General features: G+C 61.7%; 17 protein-coding genes. 13 read left to right on the forward strand and 4 right to left on the reverse strand.

Features of this window, described 5'->3' with window-relative positions; genetic code table 11:
* The first annotated feature begins 44 nt into the window (after positions 1-44).
* From I6E73_RS01965 to I6E73_RS02020, 12 genes are all read left to right on the forward strand, one after another.
* Positions 45-1,061 carry a TIGR03842 family LLM class F420-dependent oxidoreductase gene (locus tag I6E73_RS01965; protein ID WP_197122694.1) on the forward strand — a complete coding sequence of 339 codons (1,017 nt, stop codon included), beginning with the start codon at positions 45-47 and terminating at the stop codon, positions 1,059-1,061.
* 4 nt (positions 1,062-1,065) lie between these two features.
* Positions 1,066-2,019 carry an ABC transporter permease gene (locus I6E73_RS01970; protein WP_197122696.1) on the forward strand — a complete coding sequence of 318 codons (954 nt, stop codon included), beginning with the start codon at positions 1,066-1,068 and terminating at the stop codon, positions 2,017-2,019.
* Positions 2,016-2,906, forward strand: coding sequence for an ABC transporter ATP-binding protein (locus I6E73_RS01975; protein ID WP_374189157.1), 891 nt, complete (start codon positions 2,016-2,018; stop codon positions 2,904-2,906). Before I6E73_RS01970 ends, I6E73_RS01975 begins: the two co-directional genes overlap by 4 nt.
* Entirely contained in the window at positions 2,903-3,748 is an 846-nt protein-coding gene (locus I6E73_RS01980; RefSeq protein WP_197122698.1) for an ABC transporter permease, read from the forward strand. Before I6E73_RS01975 ends, I6E73_RS01980 begins: the two co-directional genes overlap by 4 nt.
* A gap of 90 nt (positions 3,749-3,838) precedes the next feature.
* Positions 3,839-4,981, forward strand: a complete 1,143-nt coding sequence (locus I6E73_RS01985; protein WP_197122700.1) for an ABC transporter substrate-binding protein — start codon at positions 3,839-3,841, stop codon at positions 4,979-4,981.
* Between the two features lie 138 nt (positions 4,982-5,119).
* A complete protein-coding gene (locus tag I6E73_RS01990; RefSeq protein ID WP_197122702.1) occupies positions 5,120-6,445 on the forward strand; it encodes an aspartate aminotransferase family protein in 1,326 nt (441 codons plus the stop codon).
* A gap of 97 nt (positions 6,446-6,542) precedes the next feature.
* Positions 6,543-6,974, forward strand: a complete 432-nt coding sequence (locus I6E73_RS01995; RefSeq protein WP_197122704.1) for a hypothetical protein — start codon at positions 6,543-6,545, stop codon at positions 6,972-6,974.
* A gap of 100 nt (positions 6,975-7,074) precedes the next feature.
* A complete protein-coding gene (locus I6E73_RS02000) occupies positions 7,075-7,494 on the forward strand; it encodes a DUF6153 family protein (protein WP_197122706.1) in 420 nt (139 codons plus the stop codon).
* 90 nt (positions 7,495-7,584) lie between these two features.
* Positions 7,585-8,175, forward strand: a complete 591-nt coding sequence (locus I6E73_RS02005) for a DUF305 domain-containing protein (RefSeq protein ID WP_197122708.1) — start codon at positions 7,585-7,587, stop codon at positions 8,173-8,175.
* 83 nt (positions 8,176-8,258) lie between these two features.
* A complete protein-coding gene (locus I6E73_RS02010; protein ID WP_197122710.1) occupies positions 8,259-9,542 on the forward strand; it encodes an APC family permease in 1,284 nt (427 codons plus the stop codon).
* 32 nt (positions 9,543-9,574) lie between these two features.
* Complete coding sequence (locus tag I6E73_RS02015) at positions 9,575-9,919, forward strand: metalloregulator ArsR/SmtB family transcription factor (RefSeq protein WP_197122712.1); 345 nt, start codon at positions 9,575-9,577, stop codon at positions 9,917-9,919.
* The gene (locus I6E73_RS02020) at positions 9,916-11,166 is read left to right on the forward strand and encodes an MFS transporter (RefSeq protein WP_197122714.1); all 1,251 of its coding nucleotides are present in this window, start codon (positions 9,916-9,918) and stop codon (positions 11,164-11,166) included. Before I6E73_RS02015 ends, I6E73_RS02020 begins: the two co-directional genes overlap by 4 nt.
* 46 nt (positions 11,167-11,212) lie before the next feature.
* On the opposite strand, the gene I6E73_RS02025 is transcribed toward I6E73_RS02020, so the two are convergent.
* The 4 genes from I6E73_RS02025 to I6E73_RS02040 form a co-directional block, all read right to left on the reverse strand.
* Positions 11,213-12,025, reverse strand: coding sequence for an ABC transporter permease (locus I6E73_RS02025; RefSeq protein WP_197122716.1), 813 nt, complete (start codon positions 12,023-12,025; stop codon positions 11,213-11,215).
* A gap of 7 nt (positions 12,026-12,032) precedes the next feature.
* Entirely contained in the window at positions 12,033-12,860 is an 828-nt protein-coding gene (locus I6E73_RS02030) for an ABC transporter permease (RefSeq protein WP_197122718.1), read from the reverse strand.
* A 104-nt stretch (positions 12,861-12,964) separates the two neighbouring features.
* The gene (locus I6E73_RS02035; RefSeq protein ID WP_197122720.1) at positions 12,965-14,149 is read right to left on the reverse strand and encodes an extracellular solute-binding protein; all 1,185 of its coding nucleotides are present in this window, start codon (positions 14,147-14,149) and stop codon (positions 12,965-12,967) included.
* A 163-nt stretch (positions 14,150-14,312) separates the two neighbouring features.
* On the reverse strand, positions 14,313-15,371 hold the full coding sequence (locus I6E73_RS02040; protein ID WP_197122722.1) for an ABC transporter ATP-binding protein: 1,059 nt from the start codon (positions 15,369-15,371) through the stop codon (positions 14,313-14,315).
* Between the two features lie 131 nt (positions 15,372-15,502).
* Here I6E73_RS02040 and I6E73_RS02045 point away from each other — a divergent pair, with 131 nt between their 5' ends.
* Positions 15,503-16,306, forward strand: a complete 804-nt coding sequence (locus I6E73_RS02045; protein WP_197122724.1) for a FadR/GntR family transcriptional regulator — start codon at positions 15,503-15,505, stop codon at positions 16,304-16,306.
* The last annotated feature ends 54 nt before the right edge of the window (positions 16,307-16,360 follow it).

Here is a 16,360-nt window from a genome sequence, read left to right on the forward strand (position 1 = left end):
GATGCTGCACTTTAAACGACCTTCCACCACGAATGAGGAGCCCCATGGACTTCGGAGCAGTACTTCAGACCAACCCGCCGTCAGCACGAACCGTTCAACTCGCGAAGCTTGCAGAGGCGCACGGCTTCACCTACGTCTGGACCTTTGACTCGCACATCCTGTGGCAAGAGCCCTATGTGATTTACAGCCAGATCTTGGCCGAGACCCGCAAGGTGATCGTCGGACCGATGGTGACCAACCCGGCCACGCGCGACTGGACCGTCACGGCGTCTACCTACGCCACGCTCAACGAGATGTACGGCAACCGCACCGTCTGTGGCATTGGCCGCGGCGACTCGGCTGTGCGCGTGACCAACGGCAAGCCGACAACGCTGAAGGATCTGCGGGAGTCGATTCACGTCATCCGCGAACTCGCGAACTCGCGTTCGGTCGAATACGGCGGAGCGCAGTTGCAGTTGCCATGGAGCAAAGGTTCCGAGCTCGAGATGTGGGTTGCGGCCTATGGCCCCCTCGCGCTCAAGCTCACCGGTGAAGTCGGAGACGGGTTCATCTTGCAGCTCGCTGACCTCGACATTGCCGCCTGGATGATCAAGAAGGTGCGCGACGCTGCTGAAGCCGCCGGACGCGACCCGATGTCGATCAAGTTCTGTGTTGCAGCGCCGATGTACATCGGAGATGACTGGGAGCACATGCGCGACCAGTGCCGCTGGTTCGGAGGAATGGTGGGAAACCACGTGGCCGACATCGTGAAGAAGTACGGCTCTGACGGAGACGTACCGAAGGCCCTCACCGACTACATCGAGAAGCGTGAAGGCTACGACTACAACCAGCATGGTCAAGCGGGCAACACGCACGCGGCGTTTGTGCCCGACGAGATCGTCGATCGGTTCTGCGTCATGGGAACCGCCGAGGAGCACATCGCAAAGCTCGAGAAGTTGCGCGAGCTCGGTGTCGATCAGTTCGCCGGCTACCTGCAGCACGACAACAAAGAAGAGACCATGCGGGTCTACGGCGAGACGGTAATCCCGGCCCTCACCGAAACAGTGACGGCGAAGGTCTAACCCGATGACGGCAACCCGAAACGATCAGCGTGGGGAGGTTGCCGTCCGCCCTGCGAGTTCGCCGGGTGCGGTGGCTAAACCCGCGCGCACTCGGCTGCTCGGCGGCTTCCTCTGGGGCATCGCTGGCGTCGCGCTCATCGCACTCATCTGGGAGGGCTACAAGTTCTTCGGTCCAGACAACGGCGTGCTCATCGGCGAACTTCGCGTGCTTCCGCGCACGACCGACCTCGCTATGCCGCACCTGTGGGACATGATGACGCGGCTCGCGGAGCCCGTCACGCGAGCAGATGGTGCGCTTCCGCTCTGGGCAGTCGTGGCGCTTGCCTCGCTCATGACGCTCGGAATCGCTGCTGCTGGCTGGGCTGTCGGAGTGATTGTGGGAGTCGTCTTCGCGCTCCTCATGCAACGCTGGCGCCTCGCCGAATTCGGCCTCCTGCCGTGGATCGTCATCAGCCAAACCGTGCCGCTCATCGCCTTTGCGCCGATCGTCAAGAGCTGGGGCTCGCGCGTCGAGATCGGCTCGTTCGAGTGGCAAGACTGGATGTCGGTCGCGCTCATTGCGAGCTATCTGGCGTTCTTCCCGATCACCGTTGGTGCGCTCAAGGGACTGCAATCTCCCGACCGCATCCACGTTGAGCTCTTCGACACGTATGCCGCTGGCTACTGGCCGACGCTCGTGCGACTGCGCTTGCCCGCAGCCGTTCCGTACCTTCTGCCTGCGCTGCGACTCGGAGCAGCGAACGCTGTCATCGGCGCGGTTGTCGCGGAAGTATCGACCGGACTTCAAGGCGGCATCGGACGCCTACTCATTCAATTTGCCGGTCAAGCATCGGGCGACCCCTCGAAGGCGTGGGGCCCCATCTTCGGCGCAATCGTGCTCGGCCTTGTGACGGCCGGTTCCGTTGCACTGCTCGGCATCATTCTCAAGGACTACCGACGAACCGAGGAGGCCGCATGAGCGACCAGATCCCGACCACCACTCCCGCTGCCGACACGATGACGACCGATGTTTCGGATGCTGCTGTTGCCGTTCGCGGTCTCAACAAACAGTTCCAGACTGCCTCGGGCATCGTTCACGCGCTTGAAGGAATCGACCTCACCGTTGAGGCCGGCGAATTTGTCTCCCTCATCGGTCCTTCGGGCTGTGGCAAGTCAACGCTCATGAGACTCATTGCCGACCTCGATGTTCCGACTTCGGGGGAGCTGACGGTGTTCGGCAAGACGGCGACGCAGGCTCGACTCGACCAGGACTACGGCATCGCATTCCAGCAGGCCGGGCTTTTGCCGTGGCGCACGGTGGCCGCGAACGTTGCGCTTCCGCTGGAACTGCACGGGGTGGCATCCGCTGCTCGGCGCACTCGCGTTGCTGACCTGCTCGAGATGGTCGGCCTCACCGAGTTCGCTGATCGTTTTCCTGACCAGCTCTCGGGCGGCATGCAGCAGCGCGTTGCGATTGCCCGCTCGCTGGCGGAACAGCCGCGACTGTTGCTGATGGATGAACCGTTCGGCGCCCTCGACGAGATGACCCGCGAGAAGATGCAGACAGACCTCGTGCGCATTGCCGCCGACACCGGAGCTGCTGTCGTATTCGTGACGCACTCGATTCCTGAAGCCGTGTTCCTCTCCGACCGCGTTGTGGTCATGTCGCCGCGGCCCGGTCGCATCAGCGACATCATCCCGATGCGATTGGATGCTGCTGACGGTCGCGAAGAACGTGACGACGACCTGCGCGAAGCATCCTCGTTCTTCGAGATGGTGACCGAAGTGCGTGAAGCACTGCACGGCGGAGCCTCGGATGCGGAAAACCCCGCACCGCGCGCCGCCAGGGGAGTGGACACCCGATGACGACAAACACGACCGCGAACGCGATCATCGGTGCCGGAACCGGTGCCACGCGCACCAAGGGCTGGAGCCCGCGAACGGAGTCGATCCTTCGCGTGGTTGCCCCCGTCACGCTCGGTATCATCGTGCTCGCCATCTGGCAGTTTCTCGTCACCGTTGGTGGCGTCTCCGACTACCTGCTGCCGAGCCCGACTTCGATCATGGCGGAACTGGTCGCGTACTGGCCAGCCGTCGTCTCGGCAACGGTGCTCACCGGAACGAACAGCCTGCTGGGTCTGCTCGTTGGTTCGCTGCTCGGAATCATTCTCGCTGCGGTCGCCGCACGGTGGCGCATCGCAGACCAGATGAGTGCACCGATCATTGCCGCGCTCGCGGTTGTTCCGATCGTTGCTCTCGCCCCGGTGCTCAACTCCATGTTTGGAGCTGACAGCCAGTTCGGTCGCCAAGCAATTGCTGCTATCGCGTCGTTCGTTCCCATCTTCATCAACACCCTGCGCGGGTTTCGCCAAACGCGGCCAGTGCACCGTGACCTAATGAAGGCCTACGCAGCAAGCTCCGGGCAGATGTTGCGCTCGCTCACCCTGCCGACAGCGCGCCCCTTTATCCTCACTGGCATCCGCATCGCTTCGTCGCTCGCCGTTATCTCCGCCCTCGTGGCGGAATACTTCGGTGGACCACGCGGCGGCCTCGGCAGTCTGATTGCGACCTCGGCAGCCTCAAGCGCGTATTCCCGCGCGTGGGCCTACGTCGGGGCATCCATCGCTCTCGGTCTGCTCTTCTACCTCGCGACGCTCGCACTCGAACGACTAGTGCTGCGCCGTGTACCGACCGGGGGCTCCCGATGACAGCACCCCGCGCAGAAAAGGGAAGGAGATAACCGCTCCACCAGCTCTACCAGCAGTATCCACTTGCACCGTGAATCTGGAAGGTCTGACATGAAGTTCACCAAACGCCGCGCACTCGCGGCTGGAGCGTTCGCCGTAACGGCAGCGGTCCTCCTCGCAGCATGCTCCACCGCCGAAGAGCCCACCAGCGAATCTGGCGAAGCCCTCACCGAAGTGAAGCTCCAACTCCAGTGGCTCCCTCAGGGACAGTTCGCTGGCTACTTCGCCGCAGCCGATCAGGGCTACTTTGAAGACGAAGGCCTCAGCGTCGAAATCATCCCGTCGGGTGGCGACATCGTTCCGCAAGACGCTCTCGCCAACGGCGACGTTGACTACGCCGTAGCCTGGGTTCCCAAGGTTCTTGGCTCCATCGAGCAGGGCGCCAACCTCACCGACATTGCTCAGATTTTCCAGAAGTCGGGCACCCTTCAGGTGTCGTGGGCTGACTCGGGCATTGACTCCGTCGCTGACTTCGAGGGCAAGAAGATTGGCTCGTGGGGCTTCGGAAACGAGTGGGAGATCTTCGCAGCAATGGCTGCTGAAGGACTCGACTCCTCGACTGTGCAGATCATCACGCAGGACTTCAACATGAACGCGTTCCTGCAGGGCGACATCGACGCCGCACAGGCCATGACGTACAACGAGTACGCTCAGCTGCTTGAGTCGACCGACCCTGACACCGGAGAGCTGTACCAGCCTGAAGACTTCAACGTCATCAGCTACGAAGACACCGTTGGCGCCATGCTCCAGGATGCAATCTGGGCTGACACCGAGCGTCTCGACAGCGACGAGGACTACCAGGAGACCACGGTCAAGTTCCTCAAGGCTGTAGTCAAGGGCTGGATCTACTCCGCTGAGAACCCTGAATCTGCTGCCGAAGGCACCGTTGCTGCTGGTTCCGGTTGGGGCCCCAGCCACGAACTGTGGATGGTCAACGAGACTAACAAGCTGATCTGGCCGGCCGACAACGGCATCGGCGTTATCGATGAAGCCGCGTGGGACCGCACCGTTGAAGGCGCCATCAGCGCCGTCAACGAGACGGGTGCAAGCCCCATCACCACGGCACCGCCGGCAACGGCATGGTCGAACGACTGGATCATGAAGGCACTTGAAGAGCTCGAAGCCGAGGGCGTAGACACCACCGGTTCCAGCTTCAGCCCGATCGACGTCACCCTCCTTGAGGGCGGCAACTAGTCACACTGAATACCCGCTAGTCGGATGCCGCCCTTACGCTTGTGAGGGCGGCATTCGTTGCATTCACGGCGCCACACCAGCGCCCCGCACCACCTTCTCACCATCTCATTGCCACCCCGGATCGAAAGGCCTCGTGCCATGACCGAGCAGAACACCCCCGACCTCGATGCCTACGCACTCGAGCTCGATCAGGCGCACATCTTTCATTCGTGGTCGGCGCAGACTCCCGCCCATGCTGCGGCCGTGAGTATCAAGAGTGGGCTCGGCACTCGCGTGTGGGATCACGCCGGAAACGAATATCTCGACTTTTCTAGCCAGCACGTCAATGTGAATTTGGGGCACCAGCATCCGGCCCTGCTTGAAGCTATTCGGGTGCAGTCTCAGTTGCTCGCAACAATCTCACCGCCCACCGCCAACATCACACGGGGCGAGGCGGCGAAGCGATTGGCTGCCATTGCGCCCGAGGGGTTCAACCGCGTGTTCTTTACGAATGGCGGCTCTGACGCCAACGAGATTGCAATGCGGATGGCGCGGCTCTACACCGGGCGCGACAAGATTCTCTCGGCGTACCGCTCGTATCACGGCAACACCGGCAGCAGCATTGTGGCCACGGGCGACCCGCGTCGCATCCCCAACGAGTTCGCTCGCGGCCACGTGCACTTCTTCGGCCCTTACCTGTATCGCTCCGAGTTCTGGGCGACGACGCCCGAGCAAGAAAGCAAACGTGCGCTGCAGCACTTGCGGCGCGTCATCGAAGCGGAAGGGGCGGAGTCGATCGCGGCCGTGCTGCTCGAGCCGATTCCCGGCACTCCGGGCATTTTGGTGCCGCCGCCCGGCTACCTCGCTGGCGTGCGCGAACTGTGTGATCAGCACGGCATCCTGCTGATCTTCGACGAAGTGATGTGTGGCTTTGGGCGCACCGGCGAGTGGTTCGCCTTCGACGCCTTCGATGCGCGGCCCGACCTCATCACCTTCGCCAAGGGAGTGAACTCGGGCTACGTTCCCATCGGCGGTGTGATCATCGACGACCCGATTGCGGCGCACTTCAACGACCGGGTGTTCCCCGGCGGGCTGACGTACTCGGGGCATCCGCTGGCTGCCGCCACCGTCGTAGCCTCACTCGACACGATCGCCTCCGAAGGTGTTCTTGAGCACGTGCGCGATATCTCGGAGAACCACCTCGGGCCGGCGCTTGAGGCTCTGGCCGAACGGCATCCGTCGATCGGTGAAGTGCGCGGTCGCGGAGTGTTCTGGGCTCTCGAGCTCGTGACCGATCGGGCGACCCGTGAACCCGTGCCGGCCGCAACGATGGGGCGCATTCGGGCTGGCCTCGTGGAACGCGGTCTGCTGCCCTTTGTGGCGGAGAACCGCATCCATGTGTTGCCGCCGTGTGTCGTCACGCCTGCCGAAATCGCTGAGGCGATGGAGATCTACGATGCGGTGCTGACGCTCGAATTGGGGTAACGCGGGAGCTGTGACACACGGTTCAATCGCGCCGCCGATTCATACACTTGGGTGAAACTCAATTTATGGGTTCGGTGAGGGGATGACCATGGTCGAAATGAGCGGCACACCTGGAGGGTCGGAAGATCCGCACGAATTGACCAAGGACTACGCGGAGCTCGAAGAGTCAGAATTCATGCTCGCCCCGCGCCGGTACGACCCCGACAACCTTGCCGCCGGAAAGAAGCTCAACGTAGCGAAACTGCACAAAGCTCTCCTCGCCATGGACGAATCCCTCGGTGGTGGTGGCACGATCACCGACCCTGCCGAGTGGGTCACTCAAGAAACCACGGATCTGGCGCTCAGTGATTTCGCCGGAGTGACGATCTTTGCCGAGGATGGCGCGGTGCGGGCCGTCGCGATCGAATTGGGCTCACCGACTAAGCAACAGTGGAGCACTCTTTACCCGCAGTTGCGCCGTCTCGCGAGAACTCTCTGGGTGCATTTTGCGCCGGGTGAATCTGAAAGCTGGGCGTCGAATCGGGAGTAGCCTTTCTCGAGTCACACGATCACGGGAATTGCACAGGGTGATGAATCAGAATCTGTGCGGACCAATCGAAGATTCACGCGTGTAGAAAATAGTGAGAGCAATGACCCCCGTCGCCGCAGAACGCGCATCGTGGCAGTTCGTCGCGATGGCCTGCCTCGCGCTGGCACTCATCACGGGCATTGTGGCGATGCACTCACTCGTGTCGTCCACCTCGCATTCTGAGTCGGCGATGTCGGCCACCATGTCGATGGAGAGCGCCACCGTCGAGGAAGCTACGTTTACTACCCCGGCGCTCACTGCAGTCGACTGCTCGGGATGTGGCGGCGACGCATCCATGGCTCTCATGCGGTGCGTGCTCGCCCTCCTCACCGTTTCGCTCCTCCTTGCCTCGCCCTCGCTGGTTCGAGGCTGGGACGGGTTCCTCGAGCAGCGGTCGTTTGCTGCTGCGCTCGTCACGCGTTTCGCTCGCGTGGTGCCGCCGCATCCTAATCTCATAGCTCTCTGCATCAGTCGCACCTAATAGCCGCACTGTCGACTCAGCTTCGACGCGCCTTGCGCTGGACCGTTCTGGTCCCGCGCCTATTTGTGACTAATTTGGAGAACTTGAGAAATGAAAACTCGTTTCGCGGCGACCGCCGCAATCGCCCTAACCGCACTGCTAACGCTCTCGGGGTGTGCGAACGCTATGGAGGAAGCAGGGTCAAACCCTGACTCGTCGCCCACAGAATCGGTAGTGGTCGCCGACGCGAACAGCGCGGATGTCATGTTCACGGCCATGATGATTCCGCACCACGAACAGGCGGTTGAGATGGCCGACATGGTGTTGGGGAAAGACGGCATCGACGAGCGCGTGGTGACGCTCGCCCAAGAGATCAAGGCAGCTCAAGGCCCCGAGATCGAGCTCATGACCTCGTGGGTAGAGGGCTGGGGTGTCGGGATGACAGACGGTATGGACGGCATGGGTAACGGTGACGGGATGATGAGTGACTCCGACATGGCCGACCTCGAAGCAGCGAACGGAGACGATGCTTCTCGCTTGTTCCTCGAGCAGATGATTGTGCATCACGAGGGCGCTATCGACATGGCTGAGCTGGAAATCGATTCGGGACAAAATGAGGATGTCCTTGCTCTTGCCCAAGAGGTAATGGATGCGCAGACCACGGAAATTTCGCTCATGCGGAGCATCATTAGTTCGCTGTAGCGACGCAGGGTCCGCCGTTTTCGGGCGGCGGGCCATTGTCATCGTGCATTGCTCAATTGGCTTCGCAACAGAAAGGTACTCGCATGGCTACACGTACAGACAAGATCTCGCTCATGGGCTCAGTGTCGTTAGGCACGGGGGTGATGATCGGCGCGGGAATTTTCGCTCTCGTCGGCCAGGTCGCAGAATTCGCTGGAGACTTCTTCCCGCTCGCCTTCTTACTTGGCGCAATCGTTGCCGCCATCAGCTCGTACTCCTACGTTCGCTACTCCAGCGTGAATCCCTCAGCGGGCGGGATCGCGATGTTGCTGAAGGATGCTTACGGGCCGGGAGTCGCCGCCGGCTCGTTCTCGCTATTCATGTACGTGTCGATGGTGGTGGCGGAGAGTCTGCTGGCGCGCACCTTCGGTACCTACCTGCTGCGCCCGTTTGGGCTGCAGGACTCCGTGATTTTGGTGCCGATACTGGGAGTCGCCGCAATCGCCACTGCGGCGATCGTCAACTTCGTGGGCAACACTGTCGTCGAGCGCTCGGCAACGATCACGGCAATCGCCAAGATTATTGGCATTGCTGTGCTCGCTATTGCTGGCCTCATCGGTGTCTCGGCGGGCGGAGAAGGATTCTTGGCAAAGTCGTCGGGGGATTCGATCAGCATCGTAGGAGTGCTGGCGGGAACGACGCTGTGCGTTCTCGCGTATAAGGGCTTCACGACGATCACCAATCAGGGTGACGACATCCGAGATCCGAAGCGAAACATTGCTCGCTCCATCCTCATTTCGCTGGCAATCTGCACCTTCCTGTACTTGCTCATCACGGTGTCCGTGAGTTCGAGCATCGGTGCGAGCGGGGCTGTGGATGCTCGCAACTACGCTTTGGCACAAGCCGCGGAACCGTTCTTCGGCGCGTGGGGTGTCGGCATTACCGTTGCGATCGCTGTGGTGGCGACGCTCTCGGGGCTGCTCGCGAGTTTGTACTCAGTGTCGCGGCTCTACGGGATGCTGCAGGAGATGAAGCAGGCTCCGTCGTTGCCGAAGTCGGTTCCGCATCAGCCCATGATCATCACTGCGGGCCTCGCCATTCTCGTCACCGTATTTCTCGATCTCAGCCAGATCGCGTCGATGGGAGTCTTTCTCTATCTCACGATGGATATGGCGGTGCAGTGGGCTGTCATCCGCCGACTGCGGGCCAAGATTGAGGCTCGAATCTGGCTTCCGGTGCTGACGATTGTGCTCGACCTCGCCATCCTGATTCCGTTTGCGGTTCTCAAGATTCAGAGCGACCTCTTCACTGTCATTGTCGCTGCTGTAGTGGCGGCTGCCATTGTCGCGGCTCAGGTCGTGACGGTTCGGGCCCGCTCGAATCATTAGGGGCGAGAGTTCCCGCGGCATAATATCTAAGCATGCATGCGGATACGAAGATAGAAAGAATCCAACCGGATAGCGACTACGTGGAGATCGCGGTTGAGGTATTTCGGCTATTGGCGGATGCCACAAGAATTCGCATCGTGTTGGCGCTGCAAGACGATGAGCTGTCGGTGAATCATCTCGCCGACATCGTTGACCGCAGTCCGGCCTCGGTATCTCAACATCTAGCGAAGTTGCGGTGGGGCAAACTCGTGCAGGTACGCAAGCACGGCAATCGAGTGTTTTATCGATTGACCGATGAGCACGCGAAACGGTTAGTGATCGAGGCCATCCTTCAAGCCGAGCACACAGTGGATGAATCGCCAGCGCACCACGCATGATCGAGGTTCTGCGCAACAGGACCTACCGCGCACTGTTCAGCGCGCAAGTGATTGCCCTTCTCGGGACAGGGTTGCTCACGGTCGCCTTGGGGCTACTGGCGTTCGATCTTGCCGGGGATGCCGCTGGCCGAGTGCTCGGCACGGCTCTCACCATCAAGATGGTCGCCTATGTTGGCGTCGCACCTGTTGTCGCGGCGCTGGTTGACCGGATTCCGAAAAAGGCAGTCCTAGTCGGGGCCGACATGCTCCGTATCGCTATCGCGCTGATGCTGCCCTTGGTCACAGAAACGTGGCACATCTATGGGTTGGTGTTCATTCTGCAATCCGCGTCGGCCACCTTTACTCCAGCGTTCCAGTCCCTAATCCCTGCCGTGGTACCCGAGGCGCGAGACTATACGCGGGCCTTATCGCTATCGAGGATGGCTTACGACCTTGAGGCCTTGCTGAGCCCAACGATTGCCGCAGTATTGCTGACTGTTGTCAGCTACAACAACTTGTTTGTTGGCACTGCGATTGGTTTCGCGGGTTCTGCGGTGCTGGTCTTGGCGACTGCACTGCCGCGGCATCCGTCGGATCAGGAATCCGGCACCTTTTGGCAGCGGCTTCCGGCTGGCGCACTGGTGTTCTTTCGGACCCCGAGCTTGCGATTTCTGATGCTGACAAATGTGGTCGTCGCGGCGGGGACTGCGCTGGTTCTCGTGAACTCCGTTGTTTATGCCAAGGGAATCTTCGAGTTAAACGATGCTGCGTTGGCAATTGCTCTCGGCGCCTATGGTGTCGGCTCGCTCATTGTCGCGGTGAACGTACCGAGGCTTGCCGATCGCATCGGCGTGACGCGCACGATGCTCGGCGGAGCAGTCGTCGTCGTTGGTGGGCTGATTGCTGCCATCGCCGTCACCATTCTCGCTGTCACCACCTCGACCGGATGGTGGGCCCTGCTCGCGACCTGGCTGGTCCTCGGCATGGGGAGCTCCCTCATCAGCACGCCATCGTCGAGGTTGCTTGCCGACGCGTCCACGCCTGCTAACCGCAATCTTGTTTATACCGCGCAATTCGCGCTCTCGCACTCGTGCTTCTTGGTGACCTATCCGGTGGCGGGATGGCTGGGAGCCGTTAGCCTTCCGATCGCCACGGCCAGCCTCGCCCTCGTTGCGCTGGCGGGTGCTGTCGGCGCGTTTCGTATTCGCCGGCGCGCGATAGTTCTCTCACAGTATTGGGAAAACACGGAATCACGTATTGGTCGCTAAGGGCTCGGTGCCGGATGCGAGCCGGCCATTCGCTAGTCGCGCCGCGCTACTCGCGCTCGTCGGCCCCGCGAGCCAGTCGCTGCGAAACCCACACGGGAATGAACGACGCGAGAATTACGACGGTCGCGACGACGTTGACGAGGGATGCCTCGTTGGGCCTTGCCATCTGGTTCATGATCCAGAGTGGCAGGGTGTCGACACCGGGTGGGGCCGTGAAGATCGTGACGACAACTTCGTCGAAGCTGAGGGCGAACGCCAGAATCGCGCCTGCCACGAACGCGCTGCGGAACTGCGGGAACGTCACGAGCCGGAACGTTTGCAGCGGCGTCGCGCCGAGGTCGCGGGAGGCTTCCTCGATGCTCGGGTTGATGCGGCGCAAGCGGGCGAGCACGTTGTTGAAGACCATGACGATGCAGAAGGTGCCGTGGGCGATGATCATGCCGAAGTATCCGACCTCGATGCCGATCGGCTCGAGCACCTGGTTGTAGGTGTTGTTGAGGGCAACACCCGTGACGATGCCGGGCAGGGCGATCGGCAGCACGACGAGCAGGTTGACGGTTTGCTTGCCGAAGAAATTGTGCCGCTGGAGGGCGAAGGCCACGAGCGTCCCGAGAACGAGGGCGATCGCGGTGGCGCCGAGCCCCACGATGACCGAGTTCAGCAGTGCAGCCCGAATGGGCTCGTTGATGAACGCAGCTTGCCACCAGACGGTGGAGAACTCGGCGATCGGCCAGCTCGACAGGCGCGCGGCGCTGAACGAGTTGATCACGACGAGGAACAGCGGGATGTACATGAACGCGAGGGAGATCGCGACGATTGTGCCGAGCGTGAACTTGGCGCCGAGGGAGAGTCTCAACATGGTGGCGTCACATCCGTTCTAGAGCGCCGGTGCGCTGCACGCTGACGAGATAAATGACCACAAAGGCGATCGGCACGAGCGAGAATGCGGCAGCGATCGGAGGGTTCAGGTTGATGTTGGAGGCGATGATGCTGCCGATCATTTGCGTCGATCCACCCACGAACTTGGCGGCGATGTAGTCGCCGAGGCTGAGCGAGAACGTGAAGATGGAGCCGGCGATGATCGCCGGCCTAATAAGAGGAAGCACAACGGTGCGAATTGTGAACCCGGCGCCCGCTCCGAGGTCGGAGGAAGCGTCGAACAGATTCGGGGGCAGCTGGCGAATAGCGGTGTAGACCGGCACGGCCATGTACGGAAGCCACAAATACGTGAGCGTCAGCACGACAGTGACGATGCTGAAGCCGGGGCCGCTGATGCCGAGCGGGCCGAGCATCGAGTTGAAGAAGCCTTCTTCGGTGAAGGTGATGCGCATGGCGAGAATCTTCACGAGGTAGCCAGCCCACAGCGGGAGCGTGATGGCGACTGCCAGAATGGCGCGCAGCTTGGGCGAAGCGACCTTCGCCATGAAGATGCCGAGCGGCACCGAGATCAGGATGCTCAACACCGTGACCGCGAGGGCGATGCCGAGCGTGCGCAGCGAGGTGGTGGCATACGCGGGGTTTGCGATGATCTGCTCAAAGTTGCGGAGGGTGAAGCCCGGCTTCACCTTGGAGGTGAAGGGGTCGGTCACCCAGAACGCCGTCACGAGAAGCATGACGAGCGAGAAGATGTAGATGCCGATGAGCCACAGCATAGGCAGCGCCAGCAGTGCCGAGAGTTGCGCGCGGCGATTCATGGGAGTCCGATCGGTTGGTGCGTGGGGAAAACTGCTGGTCGAGAGTTGCGGGTGCTGCGAGGAATGAGGGGTGAGCGAGCAAGGCCGCTCACCCCTGCGGTTAGCTAGCTCTTGACGGAGAGCCAGGCATCCGTCCACTGCTGGAAGTTCGTGCAGGTGACGTCGGTGCGACCATCAATGCACTGCTCGATGGGGGTGGTCCAGAACCAGACGTTGCTGAAGTATTCTTCGTCGGTGGCGTTGAAGTACTCGCAGTGTGCTGCAGCTTCGTCGCTCGTTTCGCAGAAGGCAGCGTTGGCGGGAGCCATACCGAAGTTCGTGGCGATTGCGCCGTTCACGTCGGCAGAGCTGGTGTAGTCAACCCAGGCGTAGGCACAGTTGGGCGACTGGGACTCAGCGGCGATCATCCAGGCATCCGACCATCCGGTTGAACCCTCTTCAGGAAGAACACTCTTGAACTTGTCGTCATCGGTGAGCTTGCGCAGGATCTCCCACGAGGTACCGAGAACGGTAGTGCCGCCGGCGAACGAGGTGATCTGAGCGGCAGGGTCGGCCCAGTACTCGGAGACGATCTTGTTCTGCTGCTTGAGCAGATCGATCGCAGCATCGAGCTGGTCCTGGTCGAGCGCGTACGGGTTGGTGATGCCGAGGTCAGGCTCGTGAGCCATCAGATACACGGCAGCGTCGGCGATGTAGATCGGTGCGTCATAGGCAATGATCTGGCCGGCGTAGGGGCTGTCTGACTCCCACGCAACATCCCAGCTCGTGGGCTCTTCAGTCACAACATCGCTGTTGTACTGCAGGATGTTGGCGCCGCGGCCGATGGGAACGCCATACGACTTGCCGTTGATGGTGTCATAAATCTGACCCTTCATGCCCTCGACGATTTCGTCACCGAAGTTGGGAACGAGGTCGAGGTTGATGGGCTGAACGTCGCCACCGGCGATCAGGCGAAGGCTTGCATCGCCCGAAGCGGAGACGATGTCGTAGTCGCCCGTGCGCATGAGCTGCACCATCTCGTCACTCGTGCCGGCGACACGACGGTTGACCGTGCATCCTGTTTCGGCAGTGAATTCGTCGGACCAGGCGGGCTCAACGAAGCCGCTCCACGCGACGATGTTAACTTCGCTTTCCATCTCGCCCAGCTCTTCGAGCATGGGGATGTCGGGCACGTCGATGCTGAGGCCGCCGGCAGCGGTGCCGGTGCTGTCAGTGTCGGACGAACAGCCGCTGAGGGCGAGAGCGGCAACAGCGAGGAACGCTGCGCCGGTCATGATCTTGGATCGCATGATGACTCCTTGGGTGATTGATGGGTGCTGCTGTGGATGCTGCGTGTGCTGTGTTTGCTGTTGCGGTGTGACTGTGGCTGGGCCGGTTGTGCCGGATTTGCCGGTATTGCAGGGGTGATCTGTGGGGTGGATGCGTCTGTTGGCCGATCGCCTGACTCGTCGGTTAGCCGATGCGCGAGGCGTGATCGGCGGTCCATTCGACGCGCACGCGGTCGCCGCGAGCGAAGGCGGATTCGGCGGAGGGGTGATGGTCGTTGGCGCGCTCGGCGATGATGCGCACGCCGGATTCGGTGTCGACGAGAAAGCGGGTCGTCGGTCCGGTGTAGACGGTTTCGGAGACCGTGCCGAGCAGCGATACGGCTCCGGCGCTCGCCGCGGTGTCGGCGGTGAGCAGGCGAACCCGTTCGGGGCGCACGCTCGATTGCACGCCATCCGCAGAGAGTTCGGCGGGGATGAGGTTCGAGAGTCCCAAGAAGCGGGCGACGAATTCGGTCGCCGGGAATTCGTAGACTTCGCGGGCGGTGCCGACCTGCTCGACGCGGCCGTTGTTGAAGACGGCGACGCGGTCGCTCAGGGTGAGCGCTTCTTCTTGGTCGTGGGTGACGAAGATGAAGGTGATACCAACTTCGCGCTGAATCTGCTTGAGCTCGATCTGCATCTCTTCGCGCAGCTGCTTGTCGAGGGCGCCGAGCGGTTCGTCGAGAAGTAGTACTTGCGGGCGCAGGATGAGCGCGCGGGCTAGGGCGATGCGCTGGCGTTGACCGCCCGAAAGCTGGTGGGGGAGGCGGTCGGCAACGGCCGAGAGTCGAACTTGCTCGAGCGCGAGGCCCACTTGAGTTGCGCGTTCGGCGCGACTGACACCGGCAACCCGCAGGCCGTAGCCCACGTTTTCGGCGATCGTGAAGTGTGGGAACAGTGCGTAGTCCTGAAACACCGTGTTGACCTGGCGCGCGTGCGGCGGAACCGCGGTTACGTCGGTGCCGGAGAGGTGGATGCTGCCGCTCGTGACGTTCTCGAAGCCGGCGATCATCCGCAGCACGGTGGTCTTGCCTGATCCGGAGGGGCCGAGCATCGAGAGGAACTCGCCGGGCTTCACGTCGAGGTCGAGCGCTTCGACTGCGGTGAAGTCGCCGAACTTCTTAGAGACGCCGGCGAGGCTGACGGCGCCGGGCGCGGGAGCGGCATCCGTAGTGGACGGGGCTGGCTGAGCGGACGCGTGCACGGGTGACTCCTTGGAACGACGGTGATCTCTGAGTGAGAGTAAACCTATAGAACCAGAGTTCATATTTCAAGCGTGTGTCCAAATCGTCACAAAAAGGCAACGGCTCAGGTGATTGGTGCGAGAATTGATCAATGCACTCGACTGACTCGGCTGAAACGCCGCGAAATAGTGCGGCGGTAGCTGATGACGCCGCTCGCTCTCGCGACGCTGCGCGGCCGGGCCGACTGCAAGGTTCGCTCTTTCAATCGATCGGCGATGCCGGTCGGGCAGAGCTCGTCGAACGCCGTCTCGCCAGTGCGATTACCGGCGGTCACTTACGGGCGGGCGAGCGTCTTCCCTCAGAAAATGACCTCGCTCGAAGCTTCGGCGTAGCGCCGACAACCGTGCGCGAATCCCTGCTGGCTCTGCGCAGCCAGGGTCTCGTGGTGACTCGTCGCGGTCGCAATGGCGGCAGCTTCGTGGCGGACTCAGCCGACCCGGTAGCTCACGCGCGCACCGCCTTGGCGGCAACATCCCGCGTCGCCCTTCGTGATTTGGGCGCCCACTATGCCGCCATCACTGCTGCGTGCGTTCGCTTGGCTGCGCGCCGAGCGGTGCCCTCCGAAGTGCAGCAAGTGCGCTCGCGCCTGGCCCGACTCGATGAGTCGGATCTCGAACAGTGGCGCAGCACCCTCGACGATGCGCAGATCGAACTCGTCGCGCTTAGCCAGTCGGCCCGTCTCACTCGTGAACAGATGCGATTGCAGGCCGAAATGTCGCCGATGCTTCGCCTGATTGACGTGGATGAGACATCCCGTCAGGCCCAACCTGCGCTGTTGGCGAGTGTCGTGGATGCGGTGGAAGCCGGCGACGACCACGAAGCCGTTGCGGCCACCGAACGCATGGTGGATGCCGTGATCAACGCCCTCATCGATTTGCAGTCGCAATCACGCTGAACTAGCGGTGCAGGGCATCTGGTGCATAAGATGCCACGAACAGGATCAGTCAGA

The organism is Salinibacterium sp. SWN248, assembly GCF_015864575.1.
GTDB lineage: Bacteria > Actinomycetota > Actinomycetes > Actinomycetales > Microbacteriaceae > Rhodoglobus.

Excerpts from the sequence above, each read along its gene's own strand:
- I6E73_RS01965 (WP_197122694.1), top strand. The coding sequence starts at position 45 with ATGGACTTCGGAGCAGTACTTCAGACCAACCCGCCGTCAGCACGAACC.
- I6E73_RS01970 (WP_197122696.1), top strand. The coding sequence starts at position 1,066 with ATGACGGCAACCCGAAACGATCAGCGTGGGGAGGTTGCCGTCCGCCCT.
- I6E73_RS01975 (WP_374189157.1), top strand. The coding sequence starts at position 2,016 with ATGAGCGACCAGATCCCGACCACCACTCCCGCTGCCGACACGATGACG.
- I6E73_RS01980 (WP_197122698.1), top strand. The coding sequence starts at position 2,903 with ATGACGACAAACACGACCGCGAACGCGATCATCGGTGCCGGAACCGGT.
- I6E73_RS01985 (WP_197122700.1), top strand. The coding sequence starts at position 3,839 with ATGAAGTTCACCAAACGCCGCGCACTCGCGGCTGGAGCGTTCGCCGTA.
- I6E73_RS01990 (WP_197122702.1), top strand. The coding sequence starts at position 5,120 with ATGACCGAGCAGAACACCCCCGACCTCGATGCCTACGCACTCGAGCTC.
- I6E73_RS01995 (WP_197122704.1), top strand. The coding sequence starts at position 6,543 with ATGAGCGGCACACCTGGAGGGTCGGAAGATCCGCACGAATTGACCAAG.
- I6E73_RS02000 (WP_197122706.1), top strand. The coding sequence starts at position 7,075 with ATGACCCCCGTCGCCGCAGAACGCGCATCGTGGCAGTTCGTCGCGATG.
- I6E73_RS02005 (WP_197122708.1), top strand. The coding sequence starts at position 7,585 with ATGAAAACTCGTTTCGCGGCGACCGCCGCAATCGCCCTAACCGCACTG.
- I6E73_RS02010 (WP_197122710.1), top strand. The coding sequence starts at position 8,259 with ATGGCTACACGTACAGACAAGATCTCGCTCATGGGCTCAGTGTCGTTA.
- I6E73_RS02015 (WP_197122712.1), top strand. The coding sequence starts at position 9,575 with ATGCATGCGGATACGAAGATAGAAAGAATCCAACCGGATAGCGACTAC.
- I6E73_RS02020 (WP_197122714.1), top strand. The coding sequence starts at position 9,916 with ATGATCGAGGTTCTGCGCAACAGGACCTACCGCGCACTGTTCAGCGCG.
- I6E73_RS02025 (WP_197122716.1), bottom strand. The coding sequence starts at position 12,025 with ATGTTGAGACTCTCCCTCGGCGCCAAGTTCACGCTCGGCACAATCGTC.
- I6E73_RS02030 (WP_197122718.1), bottom strand. The coding sequence starts at position 12,860 with ATGAATCGCCGCGCGCAACTCTCGGCACTGCTGGCGCTGCCTATGCTG.
- I6E73_RS02035 (WP_197122720.1), bottom strand. The coding sequence starts at position 14,149 with ATGCGATCCAAGATCATGACCGGCGCAGCGTTCCTCGCTGTTGCCGCT.
- I6E73_RS02045 (WP_197122724.1), top strand. The coding sequence starts at position 15,503 with ATGCACTCGACTGACTCGGCTGAAACGCCGCGAAATAGTGCGGCGGTA.